Raw genomic sequence first — 13,804 nt, forward strand, 5'->3', positions numbered from 1 at the left:
GTTATAATGCAAGTGAAAAACTACTAAAAGGAGTTCTTATGCACAAGAAAAATCAAAGCAAGTCCTTGTTTGACAAGCAATTTAAATATGGTATCAAGAAGCCGAGCGTTGGTGTCGCTTCAGTCGTGATTGGTGCCTTTTTTGCTGTAAATGGGGGAATGGTTCTCGCTGAAGCGCCTACAACGGGAACTCAGCTAACTGAAAATAGCCAACTTGCTCCAGAGAAAGTTGTCACTGAAGCAGATGCCAGTCTTTCCCATCAGGAAAATTCTAGCGCGGGTTCAACAGAACCTTCTATGCAAACGTCTGCATCGACCCCATCAAAATCAACTAGTTCGACAGAAGAAAAAGTGATTGTGGAACCAGCTTCCAAAACTGATACTGCTGTAGCAGAAACAGTTGAGAAACAAGTACCAGCGGAACTTAATGCGTTAAATGGTGCTGTAGCTCCGGTCGAGGAACGAGCAGATAGCCAATCTGTCGAAGTAGCTGCTCAACCAGTCACCGCAATAGCAGAAGTAACAGCTGACACAGCAGAAGAAGATAAAAACCAAGATGGGTACGTGCGCATTCACTTGGAATCCATTGACGAAAGCAACAAAGCTGACCGTAGTTTATGGTTGTGGGGTGGTGTGGCAGATGAGTCACAAAATTGGCCAACAGGAGCTCTCAGCCTTAAAGATGCAAAGAAATCTTCCTATGGCTATTATATTGATGTCAAAAAGAAAGACAACGCTGCTGAAATTGGTTACCTTGTTTTAAGCGGTACAAATGGGACGAAGGTCACTCCTGATAATCAAAAAATTAGCTTGTTGCATAAAGATATGAATGAAGTCTTTATCAATAAAGATTATCAAGATGCCAGTTTTGAACCTCTACAAGATGAAAATAAACTCCGCATCAATTACGATCGTGCTGATGGTAAATACGATAACTGGGGTGTTTGGATGTGGGGAGACACCAAGACACCATCTGTTGAAGGAACATGGCCTCAAGGGGCGGAAGATTTTATAAAAACAGGAAAATATGGCCGTTATATAGATGTTGACTTGTCTAAAGGATTGGATTCTCATTTGCAATTCCTTTTGATCAATCAAGCAGATAAGACACAGACAAAGAATCTATCTTTTGATCTCCGTGGAAAATACAGTCAAATTTTCTTGCGTGAAAACGATGAGACGGTTTATACCAATCCTTATTTTGTGGCATCAACCAAAGAAGTTGATACCAGTAAAGCTACTCAAGGGACAGAAGATATTCAAGCTTCCGCTACCTTACAAAAGCCATTTAACTATAATGAGGCTGGTATATTAGATATTACCTATAAAGAGCCAAGCGACGCTAAAATTGTTAAAATCACTGCCGATGCTTCTAGTATTCAAGGTGGGAAATTAGAGATTTCTCCAGAATTGAAACGAATCACAGTTAATACGAATTCTAGTGTGGCACCAGGTGTTTATGATATTCCGATTACTCTCTATGATGACCATCAGCGTTCCTACACCACTACTGCCAAAGTGACTATTGCAGAGCGGAAGAAGCAAAAAGGTGACTTGGATTGGGATGAGCAAGTAATCTACTTCATGGTGACGGACCGTTTTTACAATGGGAATCAATTGAATGATAATCCAAAAATGATGGATTATTCGAATCCATCTAACCCACGTGGGCTTTATCAAGGCGGCGATTTTAAAGGAGTTACTAAAAAGTTAGACTATCTGAAAAAATTAGGCGTGACCGCTATTTGGTTGACACCTATTGTAGAAAATATAGAACATGATGCCTCATATGGTAGCAAAGATGGTTCTTACTATGCTTATCATGGCTACTGGGCATCTGATTTTGAAAAATTAAATCCGCATTTGGGAACCATGGAAGAATACCATGAATTGATTGATAAAGCGGCTGATTTGGGTGTCAATATCATTGTGGATGTCGTTTTAAATCATGCTGGGTATGGTATGAATGAGGATACCAAGTCGAAAGCACCCGGTGCGCCAACTGAAGAAGATCGAAAACGATTTGAAGGCATGACTCGAACAGGTTCTGAGGATAAAAAAGGGAACGACGTTCTTGGTTCACTAGCTGGTTTACCTGATTTCAAGACAGAGGATAAGGCTGTTCGGGATAAATTAGTCGCTTGGCAATCCGATTGGATTCGTAAATCAACTACTGCAAAAGGTAATAAAATTTATGGATTCCGTGTGGACACAGTTAAGCATGTTGACCATACTACTTGGCAGCATTTCAAAAATGAATTGGTGAGCAAGGATTCAGATTTCCATTTGATCGGAGAATCTTGGGGAGCCAATTACAAGAATACCAATGGCCACTTGGGAAATGGAATGATGGATAGTTTGGTTGACTTTGGCTTTAAAGGCATTGCCAAAAATTTGGTTACTGGTCAATTACAAGCTGCCAACCAAGAATTGATTGCTCGAAACAAAATATTAACTAGCTCCTTTACATTGGGACAATTCCTCAGTAGCCATGATGAAGATGGATTTAAAGTGAATTCAGATCTTTTTGGCAGTAAGGAGCTTACAGAAGATCGGTTAAAAATCGCAGCAACTATGCAATTGACAGCTAAAGGTCAGCCTGTGGTTTACTATGGGGAAGAAGTTGGACAATCTGGCAAAAATAATTGGCCATATTATGGAAAGAGACCTGATTTTGACTGGAAGGCTACGGATAATAACAGCATTCTGACACATTACAAAAAGGTATTGGACTTCCGCAAAAATTATTCTGAATTACTCTCACGTGGCACTAACGAAACTTTTGCAGGAACAGATTCTGAACGTTGGTTAATGGCGAAACGTGATTACCAAGGACAAACAGCCTTTATTACCTATAATCTTAATCAGCAAAAACGCACTATCACCTTGACTGTGTCCGGTCCAGATACTGCAGTAGTGGATCATTACAGCGGGCAACGTTTCAAAGCCAGTCAGAATGAAGCTGGCCAATGGATTATCAACTTGGATGCGCCAGCTATTACTGATGGTGGCACGATGCTTTTGACAGTGGAAAATGGTAGTGTGGAGAAAGCCCAGGCTATCACCATCAAAGCACCAGACATTCAAGAAGGCTACATTCGCATGCATTTCAAGAAACTACCTGACGGTCACGATATTAACCAATTAGGTCTGTGGACGTGGGATGATGTAGAGACTATTTCTAATGATAAAGGTGGCTGGCCTAATGGAGCGGATAAATTTGCACAAGCAAGTCAAGATGATTATGGTTATTATTTAGATGTCAAAATGCATCCAGATCGCCATGGAAAGATTTCATACTTAATCAATGATTTGCGCGGTTCAGGTACCAACTTAACAGAAAATCAAAGTTTTGAAATTCTCAGCCCAAGTAAGAAGGAAGTGTGGATTTATGAAGCCTTTAATGAATACAGTTATGAACCGCTAAGTCAAAAAGGCTTTATTCGAATTAATTACAAACGTGAAGATGGAAATTATAATCACCTAGGCGCATGGCTTTTCCGAGATGTCAAATTCCCTTCAACTGGGAAGTTCCCTGATGGCACCAACTTAGTCAATGAAGGAGATTATGGAGTTTACCTAGATGTTGAATTGAAGGATTTGGCAAAAGAACTAGGTTTCTTGATTGTAGACGAAACCAAGGAAGGGGACGCAGCTAAGAAAACTCCGTCTGATTACATTTTCACCGATCTTGCAAATCACAGTCAGATTTTTGTTCGAGATAATGATCCGAAAATTTATACCAATACATATTACGTAGATAAGGTAAAATTAACGGGTGCTGAACATCGTTCGACAAGCAGTTTGGTTGCGGATTTTAGCAATTTAGAAGGCTTGACGAAAGATGCTGCTTTAAAAGACTTAAAAGTGATCGACAAAGCTGGACAATCCGTAAAGTTTGAAGGTGTTGAGTTGGATAGTAAAAACAAGACGATTTTGATTCGCGGAAAATTTGGACAAGAAGGAGCCAATTACACCATTACCTTCGGATCTGCATCTTATCAAACACGTATGTCGTGGGAATTAAAGGATGAACTCTACGCCTACGATGGAGATTTAGGAGCACAGCTCAATGAGTCTGGTAACCAAGCAACTCTTCATTTCTGGTCACCAAGTGCAGATAAAGTAGAAGTAGTAGTCTATGACAAAGACCAGCAAGATACCGTTGTCGGTACGGTAGCAATGACCAAAGGAGAAAAAGGGGTATGGGCCTTAGATTTAGCAGCTTCAAGTCTCAAACTTTCAGATTTGACAGGCTATTACTACCATTGCCAAATTACGCGTGGCACAAAAACTGTTCTAGCCCTAGACCCATATGCTAAGTCATTGGCGGAATGGGACAATAGCAAAGTGACGGATACGAGTTATGTTGCTAAAGCAGCTTTTGTTAACCCAAGTAAATTAGGACCAAAATTGGATTTTGCTAACATTCCAAGATTCACTAAGAGAGAAGATGCCATCATCTATGAAGCGCATGTACGTGATTTCACTTCTGATCAAGCCATTGCTCCAGAGCTCAAGCATCAATTTGGAACCTTTGCAGCCTTCGCTGAAAAATTGGATTACCTTCAAAAACTAGGTGTCACGCATATTCAACTCTTGCCAATTCTCAGCTATTATTATGTTAATGAGTTGGATAAGACTCGTTCAGCAGAGTACAATTCAGCCAATCAAAATTATAACTGGGGTTACGATCCACAAAGCTATTTTGCGCTGACAGGTATGTATTCGGAAGATGCGACCAATCCTGAATTGCGGATTCAAGAATTCAAAAACTTGGTCAACGAAATCCATAAACGCAATATGGGTGTCGTATTGGATGTTGTGTACAACCATACTGCTAAAACAGCGATTTTTGAAGATTTAGAGCCAAATTACTACCACTTCATGACTGCTGACGGGACGCCAAAAGAAAGTTTTGGTGGAGGTCGTTTGGGAACAACACACCACATGAGCCGTCGCGTGCTAGTGGACTCAATCAAGTATTTGGTAAATGAATTTAAAGTGGATGGCTTCCGTTTTGATATGATGGGAGACCATGATGCAGCATCCATTGAAGCAGCCCTTAAAGAAGCACAAAAACTGAATCCAAATATCATCATGTTGGGTGAGGGATGGCGCACATTTACAGGAGATGACAATAAAGGTGTTCCAGCTGCTGACCAAGGCTGGATGGAAAAAACAGATACTGTTGCAGTCTTTTCAGACGATATCCGAAATATGCTCAAATCAGGTTTTCCAAATGAGGGAGCAGCAGCCTTCTTAACAAACGGTCGTCAGGACATCTGGAAACTCTTCCATACGATAAAAGCACAACCAAATAACTTCAACAGTGATGATCCAGGGGATGTTATCCAATACATTGCTGCTCATGATAATTTGACACTCCATGATGTCATTGCTTATTCGCTCAAAAAAGATCCAGCAACAGCTGAGCAGGAAACTCATCAGCGTCTTCGTCTTGGGAATGCCTTGATTTTGACATCGCAAGGTACACCATTTATCCATTCAGGACAGGAATACGGACGCACTAAGCAATTGCTAAATGATGAATATGCAAGCTACTTGGGTGAGGGCAAGGATCCTCACAAGTCAACTTATAATAGTGGTGTTGCGAACCATCCGTACTTTATACATGATAGTTACGATTCTTCAGATGGTGTTAATCACTTTGATTGGGCGAAGGCAACGGACACAGCAGCACATCCCATCACGACTAAAACGCAAGCTTACACAGCTGGGTTGATTGCTCTTCGACGTTCAACAGATGCATTTTCAAAAGCTACAAAAGCAGAAGTAGATCGAGATGTGACCTTGATAACAGAGCCAAATCAAGGTTCAGTTGGGAACAGTGATCATTTTATCGCTTATCAAACAGTCGCTTCAAACGGGGATATCTACGCGGTCATTCTCAACGCAGATACCAATACTCGAATTCTCTATTTGCCAGAGAAATTCCGTCATCTGGTAAATGCAGAAATCCTCGTTGATCAATCAAGAGCGGGAATCGAGGCAACCGCAAATCCAACTGGTGTCAACATTGATAAAACCAATTATCAAATCAAATTGGATGGTCTAACCGCTGTCGTGCTTCGTATCTCAAAGGGGCAACCTGCGGCATCTATTGTTGACATTCCTGAGATTCCTAAACCAACTGAAATGCGTGTAAATCTCCATCAAGATGCCCAAACGATTGATTATAAAACAGCTTTGACCTTGCTAGAAGGGGCTGTGCTCAGTGGAGTTGAAGTAGCCCCTGATTTGAGCAAAGTTGGTCTAACCGAATCTAAGGTGCGCGTGACCTTCAAAGATGGTAGCAGTCGTCAGGTTACTATTCCAATTCGAGTAGTAGAAACTATTCCAGCAACTAAATTGGAACCTGCTAAACCAATTCAAACGACTAAGCCAAGCAAGCCTGTTGATAAACTACAAAAAGGCAAGCTAAATCAAAGCACTCTCCATTTTGAGGGAGTCAAGGTCACTGTAAATGGTAATGGGAAATTCATTCGTGTGCAACTTGATGGAAAAGTACTCAATCAGGCATTGAAACACCTAGTGGGAATAGGATTGAAACCAGTGTTAGGACGCTCAGCTAACAAACATTATCGTTACTATGCGGCTCCTTATATGGTTGATCCTCGACTTAGCATGATGAATTGGGGCATGTCCATTCCGGGATTTGACTGGACGCTGGGTCAACCCAGTCCAAGATGGACAGCTAGAGCTTCCTATTCTGCATTTACAATAACAACATCTACTTTGCATCAAGTCTTGACTTATTCACGATATGACGCAAGTTAGGTACCAGAGTAATCTCGAGAGGAAAATTCGTTTTATCAGGGTCCGTCCTAAAAGAGGTTGGGTCAAAAAAGACCTACCTCTTTTCACTTTTTACGTAATAAATGTTCAACGCAGTGGTTGATTGCAAGTCTTAATCCCTTACATTGCAAGGGATAGCCCCTATCTAATCAACTGTGCGGAAGTTGGAGTAAAACAGTCTAGTAGACTGTTTTAGCTTAATAACCTAAAATGAAAAAGTGCTGAAAAATCGAAATCTTATTTAGTGACGAGTCACCGATTTTTGTGCCGCTATCATTATGACACGAGCAAAGAAGTTTCTAAATGGAGCTAACTTTGTTCGTGTTTTTTTTGTGACCAAAGCATGTGCTGATTCGTTATAATAGTGACGAGAGAAAAATAGTAATTTTGGCTAAGATTTGCCATTCCTTCAGCGAGGAGGTGAGGGGCATTCGATTTGAGTTGTATGAAAAGGAATCAATCTTAATAGCAGACGAGATCGTTTATTATCTTAGGAAATCTGGCGCTAGTCCAGAAGATAGTTGGGATGTGACCCAAGATGTCCTCGTCAACATATTGGAAAGTCAATTGATTTTGTCACGTGATAAAATCCGCGCGCGGATGTATCGTGTTGCTATTCGAAGGAAAACCTGATTCAATTTGACCAAGAGGACACCAGTGAACTCTATCATTTATTGGGAGAATTACCTGAAAAATACCGACTGGTGATGGATTTGTATTATTTCCAAGATTTTACAGTCAAGGAAATGAGCCACATTCTCTCTATTTATGAAGACCTTATCTAACTTTGAAAAAATCACAAAAAAATAAGCGGAAAAACTGGATGAAATGGACGATTGCTAGCGTCTTAGTCAGCGTGTTAGCAGTTGGAGGATTATCTTATGGCTTAACTAGATTGACAGCGAGAAACGGTAAAAAAATTCAAAAACAATATCTACTATTGAACGAAATTGCCTACCCGAATATCGAGTACACAACATGGGGATGGGAACCAACGTCAAATTTCTCAGGTAAATTTTATTCCAACCGAATCAAAGATGTTGATGGGATTACGATTCCTTTTATTAAATATGAGGGAGAATATTCCATTTTCCACCATTATGATTTGAACCAAGACGAAGCGTTGAGAACAGGTGATGATGGAAAGTCAGATTATACTTATCAGGAAAATTACAAAATACCACGCTTTTACGATGTGCTGGAGAATGAAAACGTGTTTTATAAACAAAAGCAAGATTTAGACTTTATTCCAGACATGACAAATCAAGCTGTGGAAGTAGCTATTACATTTGATGAAGGGTATACATTAGAAGAAATCAGCAAGATGATACCAGATAGTTTAAAAATGAATTGGATTTGGATTGGTGTTGGCAAGCAAGGATTTGTGAATGGGAATTTAGCGTATCAGTATGGTTTTACTCCCCATTTTGATCAGGGACTAACGGCTGAGCAACAGAACGCAATGACAAAAGAGGTTAATCAAGCACTCACAAAAAATTCTAAGGCTGAAGTGGCAAAGATATACAGGAAATATGAGCAGGAGCAAAAAGTCACCCCCCTAGTTGGGATGCAAAATAGTTTCACAATATTTGCAGATAATGCTCAAAAATTTTTAGCTATGCGTGGGGATGAAAGTGATTCTAAAGAACTTGTAGCATTAAAAGACTTTTTAGCTCAAAATAAAGATGCCGTAACCGCTAAATTTGCTGGCGTTATTCTAACAGGTCGTGCTGAGAACTTTGCTCAGTTAAAAGATGTAAAATGGATTTTCGCTTCTAACATTGGTCAGAGTGTCGAAATTCAGCCTTATCATCACCTAGAAAAGTAGGAGCAAATCAGTCAAGAAATGGATGGAAATATCCGTTCCTTCCGTCTTTTTATGGCTCCTTCATCAGAAAAAGATAGAAAATACTTGCATTTTCACGACAATTTGATAGAATAGTAAGGTAAAGTTAGACCGTATTGCCTACTGTCTATCTATAAAATATATTTTATTGGAGGCTTTTCCTAAAATGGCAAAAGAAAAATACGATCGTAGTAAACCACACGTTAACATCGGTACAATCGGACACGTTGACCACGGTAAAACTACTTTGACAGCAGCGATCACAACTGTATTGGCACGTCGCTTGCCTTCATCAGTTAACCAACCAAAAGACTATGCGTCTATCGATGCTGCTCCAGAAGAACGCGAACGCGGTATCACTATCAACACTGCGCACGTTGAGTACGAAACTGAAAAACGTCACTATGCTCACATCGACGCTCCAGGACACGCGGACTACGTTAAAAACATGATCACTGGTGCTGCCCAAATGGACGGTGCGATCCTCGTAGTTGCTTCAACTGACGGACCAATGCCACAAACTCGTGAGCACATCTTGCTTTCACGTCAGGTTGGTGTTAAACACTTGATCGTCTTCATGAACAAAGTTGACTTGGTTGACGATGAAGAATTGCTTGAGTTGGTTGAAATGGAAATCCGTGACCTCTTGTCAGAATACGACTTCCCAGGTGACGATCTTCCAGTTATCCAAGGTTCAGCTCTTAAAGCCCTTGAAGGCGATACTAAATACGAAGATATCGTTATGGACTTGATGAACACTGTTGATGAGTACATTCCAGAACCAGAACGCGACACTGACAAACCATTGTTGCTTCCAGTCGAGGACGTATTCTCAATCACTGGTCGTGGTACTGTTGCTTCAGGACGTATCGACCGTGGTACAGTTCGTGTCAACGACGAAATCGAAATCGTTGGTATCAAAGAAGAAAAACATAAAGCAGTTGTTACTGGTGTTGAAATGTTCCGTAAACAATTGGACGAAGGTCTTGCCGGCGATAACGTTGGTGTGCTTCTCCGTGGTGTACAACGTGATGAAATCGAACGTGGTCAAGTTATCTCTAAACCAGGTTCAATCAACCCACACACTAAATTTAAGGGTGAAGTTTATATCCTCTCTAAAGAAGAAGGTGGACGTCATACTCCATTCTTCGACAACTACCGTCCACAGTTCTACTTCCGTACAACTGACGTAACTGGTTCAATCAAATTGCCAGAAGGTACTGAAATGGTAATGCCTGGTGATAACGTGACTATCGAAGTTGAATTGATCCACCCAATCGCCGTTGAACAAGGTACAACTTTCTCTATCCGCGAAGGTGGCCGTACAGTTGGTTCAGGTATCGTATCTGAAATCGAAGCTTAATTGATTAAGCTCCCAGAATAACAATTATTGGTCAGACTTTAATTGCAAACTCACTCCCCTTGTGGAGTGAGTTTTTTTGGTATTGTAAGAGAGATAAAACGAGTAGAATTATTATTCAAAATATGGTATACTAGACAAGTAAAAATAAAAGATAAAGAGGTATGTGAAATGTCACGTAAACCAATTATTGCCGGAAACTGGAAAATGAACAAAAATCCACAAGAAGCACAAGCATTTGTAGAAGCTATCGCAGGTAAATTGCCATCTACTGATCGTGTTGAAGCAGCGATTGCAGCTCCAGCCGTTGACTTGTCTGCTCTTCTTGCGGCAAATGTTGAAGGCCTTAAAGTTGCTGCTCAAAATTGTTATTTTGAAGATGCTGGTGCCTTTACAGGTGAAACTTCTCCAAAAGTTCTTTCTGAAATGGGTGTGGACTACGTGGTTATTGGTCACTCAGAACGTCGTGACTATTTCCATGAAACAGATGAAGATATCAATAAAAAAGCACATGCTATCTTCAAAAATGGTATGACACCAATCATCTGTTGTGGTGAGTCACTTGAAACTTATGAAGCTGGTAATGCAGCAGAATTTGTTGGTGCACAAGTATCAGCAGCTTTGAAAGACTTATCAGCAGAACAAGTGGCTTCTTTGGTTATCGCTTATGAACCAATCTGGGCTATCGGTACTGGTAAATCAGCTACTCAAGATGATGCACAAAAAATGTGTAAAGCAGTTCGTGATGTTGTCGCAGCTGACTTCGGTCAAGAAGTTGCAGACAAAGTTCGTGTACAATATGGTGGCTCTGTAAAACCTGAGAATGTAGCAGAATACATGGCTTGTCCAGACGTTGATGGTGCTCTTGTTGGTGGTGCTTCACTTGAACCAGCAAGCTTCTTAGCATTGTTAGACTTCTAATTGAGACAAACTATTATTGAAAACATATCAAACTTCTAAGCATATCGCCTAGAAGTTTTCTGGCAAATGATAGGAACTTAAGAAAATGAAAACATTTAAATCACTCATCTACGCGGGTAGTTTGTTGGGTCTTTTTACACTGGGTCAAGCTGTCTATGCGGATCAGGTGATAGCTCAACCAGAAGTGGTAACTGCGCAAAAGGATACAACTATTTCAGCAGAAGTGCAGGCAGTCTTTGAGAATGACCAATTGATTATTACCGTAACGAAACTACCTTTTGCTCTCCAAGAAGTCAAGGGCCAACTTCGTATGAGTGATATGGACCAAAAAATTAGTGATCTCGTCTTTGGAATGCAGGAAGATGGAAGCTATCAAGCTAAGGTAGAGTCAGCAGTTTTGCCAGTAGAATCTAGCAAGCTAATGATTCAATTGGATCTGGTGAAAAATGAAGATAGTCTGTATGCATTGGGAGGCTACGAAGTGGATTGGCAAGTTAATCCAAAGCAGGGTGCACCGATGGGCTCTTCAAGCTCTAGTCTGTCTTCAGAGCAATCAAGTTCCTCCACTAGCACAGACAGCCAGACAAGTTCTTCCAGTGAGGCAGGAATAGAAAAGGAAAAGACTTTGATGTCAGAGCCCACTTCAGAATCTGCCTTGCAACCGAGTCTATCTATCGAAAATCTTCAATACCAATTAGGAACCTTTACTGTCAAAGTTAGGAATGTACCGACGTCAGGAGTGAAAGAAGTGCGTGTTCCTATTTGGACAGAAGAAAATAGACAAGATGATTTAACATGGTACACAGCCATCAAACAAAATGACGGAACTTATCAGGTTCAAGTGGATAAAAAGAACCATAAGAATGGGATAGGAACCTATCAAGTCCATCTTTATTTTGTTGATAATAGCGGCAAAGTAAATGGAGTCACGTCAACCAAGGCGTCACTAAATGTCAACGCAACAGGGACTATCCAAATCCAACAACTAGATGCTGCAAGAGGAACCTTTACCGTTCGAATTACAGATGTTAGAGGGAATGCTGATGCAGAAGTCACTTCTGTCCAAGTTCCTATTTGGTCGGACATTGATGGACAGGATGATATTAAATGGTATACAGCAACTAGACAGATAGATGGTTCTTATCAGGTTAACGTTAATAAGGCGCAACACAAAAATAGTATGGGTGTTTACCATGTTCATCTTTATTACGTCTATAAAGATGGTCAAAAACAAGGGATTGCTGCTACCAAAACGACTCTTGAAAGTAAGCCCAAGGGAACGATTACGGTTGAAAATGTCAATACAAAATTAGGGACATTTCAGGTTCGGGTTTCAAATATTGTAGCTCCAACAGGACTAAAAACGGTTAAGATTCCTGTTTGGACATCAGCAAATGGACAAGATGATTTGAAGTGGTATCTTGCAACTAAGCAGGCGGATGGCTCTTATCTTCTTACCGTTGATAAAACAAATCATAAGAATGAACTAGGTGAATACCAAATCCATCTCTACTATGAAGATGCGTCTAATAGATTGCTGGGAGTAGGATCAACCAAAACGACCTTAACTTCACCTGCGGCGACGGGGAATATCGCTATTGAAAACGTAGATAGCAAACAAGGATTGTTTGAAGTGCGGGTAACCAATCTGAGCCATCCAAAAGGTATCTCAAGCGTGCAAATTCCTGTCTGGTCAGATGAAAATGGACAAGATGACATCAAGTGGTATGCGGCTGGGAAACAAGCTGATGGTAGTTACAAGGTAACCGTTAGTCTGGGTAACCATAAGTACAGCAGTGGTTTATACCATGCACATCTCTATGTCACTCATCCATCTGGAGAAATGTCTGGTGTGGCTAGCACAAGTGCAGCCATCAATATGTTGTCAGTTCAGCCACAAGGTAGCTTGGAAATCACCAATCGAAATTTGCAGACGGGTTCGTTTGATATTATTGCGCGTATCCTAGCGCCAACTGCTATTAAGCAAGTGGAAGTTGCGGTTTGGGGCGAAGTGAATGGACAAAATGATCTTATCTGGTACACAGCAGTGAAGCAGGTGGATGGGACGTTCAAAGCCAGTGTATCACAGACTAACCATAAAGGTGAAAAAGGGATATACCAAGTGCATCTATACATGACACCAGAAGTAGGCAATAAAACTGGATTAACTACGAAGACAACAGTAGTTGATTACAAACAGGCACTCAAGCGAGTTATTTTCTTAGATCCAGGTCATGGTGGCACAGATTCTGGTGCTTACTATGGAGGAGTCAAGGAAAAGGATCTAGCAATGGGAGTTGCCAACCTTCTAAAAGCAAAATTAGAAGCAGCAGGATTCACAGTTCTACTGAGTCGAACAGGCGATTATTATGTTGATTATGTAACAGCTCGTTCACAAATGGCAAATGAGACAAATGCAGATCTGTTTATCAGTCTTCATTTTAATTCTAGTGGAGTAGCCAACAGCACTGCCAAGGGGATTGAGACCTATTGGTATGAGTCATCTGATTTATATCCACCAGCAATCAATCAGGCATTGCATAACAACCCAGACCGTCTAGCGAAAAGTTTAACCTTGGCAAATGCAGTACATGGAGGAATGGTATCTCAAACAGGAGCAAGTGATCGTGGTGTTCGTAGAGCGACATTTGCAGTTCTTCGGGAAACTGAAAAACCAGTCGTACTTGTCGAGATGGGCTTTATGGACAATGAAAGTGAATTAACACAAATCAAACAGGCAAGTTACCAAAACAAACTGGCAATTGGCTTGTATCAAGGGATTGAATCCTTCTATGCAACTTATCAATAAGCAAAAAAGAAAGCCCTTCGGCTTTCTTTTTTTATGTACATTAGGCTGAT

7 protein-coding genes are annotated in these 13,804 nt (G+C 40.7%); all 7 read left to right on the forward strand.

What is annotated here, in order from left to right; genetic code table 11:
* The first annotated feature begins 38 nt into the window (after window positions 1-38).
* Window positions 39-6,800 carry a pullulanase gene (locus AEX56_RS00795; RefSeq protein WP_053093885.1) on the forward strand — a complete coding sequence of 2,254 codons (6,762 nt, stop codon included), beginning with the start codon at window positions 39-41 and terminating at the stop codon, window positions 6,798-6,800.
* A gap of 405 nt (window positions 6,801-7,205) precedes the next feature.
* Window positions 7,206-7,451, forward strand: coding sequence for a hypothetical protein (locus AEX56_RS08720; RefSeq protein ID WP_236682932.1), 246 nt, complete (start codon window positions 7,206-7,208; stop codon window positions 7,449-7,451).
* Window positions 7,452-7,525: 74 nt separating this feature from the next.
* Window positions 7,526-7,603 (forward strand): hypothetical protein, encoded by a 78-nt coding sequence (locus tag AEX56_RS08725; protein WP_236682984.1) that lies wholly within the window; start codon window positions 7,526-7,528, stop codon window positions 7,601-7,603.
* A 2-nt stretch (window positions 7,604-7,605) separates the two neighbouring features.
* Window positions 7,606-8,646 (forward strand): anti sigma factor C-terminal domain-containing protein, encoded by a 1,041-nt coding sequence (locus tag AEX56_RS00805; protein ID WP_049617536.1) that lies wholly within the window; start codon window positions 7,606-7,608, stop codon window positions 8,644-8,646.
* Between the two features lie 184 nt (window positions 8,647-8,830).
* Window positions 8,831-10,027: an elongation factor Tu gene (tuf, locus tag AEX56_RS00810; RefSeq protein WP_049617537.1), complete on the forward strand. Its 1,197-nt coding sequence runs from the start codon at window positions 8,831-8,833 to the stop codon at window positions 10,025-10,027.
* 168 nt (window positions 10,028-10,195) lie between these two features.
* Window positions 10,196-10,945, forward strand: a complete 750-nt coding sequence (tpiA, locus tag AEX56_RS00815) for a triose-phosphate isomerase (protein ID WP_049617538.1) — start codon at window positions 10,196-10,198, stop codon at window positions 10,943-10,945.
* A gap of 85 nt (window positions 10,946-11,030) precedes the next feature.
* Complete coding sequence (locus AEX56_RS00820; RefSeq protein WP_049617539.1) at window positions 11,031-13,754, forward strand: GBS Bsp-like repeat-containing protein; 2,724 nt, start codon at window positions 11,031-11,033, stop codon at window positions 13,752-13,754.
* Window positions 13,755-13,804: the final 50 nt, after the last annotated feature.

It is taken from the genome of Streptococcus sp. X13SY08 (genome assembly GCF_001182825.2).
Taxonomy (GTDB): Bacteria; Bacillota; Bacilli; order Lactobacillales; family Streptococcaceae; genus Streptococcus.

Coding starts and splice junctions, on each gene's coding strand:
- tuf (WP_049617537.1), top strand. CDS start 8,831: ATGGCAAAAGAAAAATACGATCGTAGTAAACCACACGTTAACATCGGT.
- AEX56_RS08725 (WP_236682984.1), top strand. CDS start 7,526: ATGGATTTGTATTATTTCCAAGATTTTACAGTCAAGGAAATGAGCCAC.
- tpiA (WP_049617538.1), top strand. CDS start 10,196: ATGTCACGTAAACCAATTATTGCCGGAAACTGGAAAATGAACAAAAAT.
- AEX56_RS00820 (WP_049617539.1), top strand. CDS start 11,031: ATGAAAACATTTAAATCACTCATCTACGCGGGTAGTTTGTTGGGTCTT.
- AEX56_RS00795 (WP_053093885.1), top strand. CDS start 39: ATGCACAAGAAAAATCAAAGCAAGTCCTTGTTTGACAAGCAATTTAAA.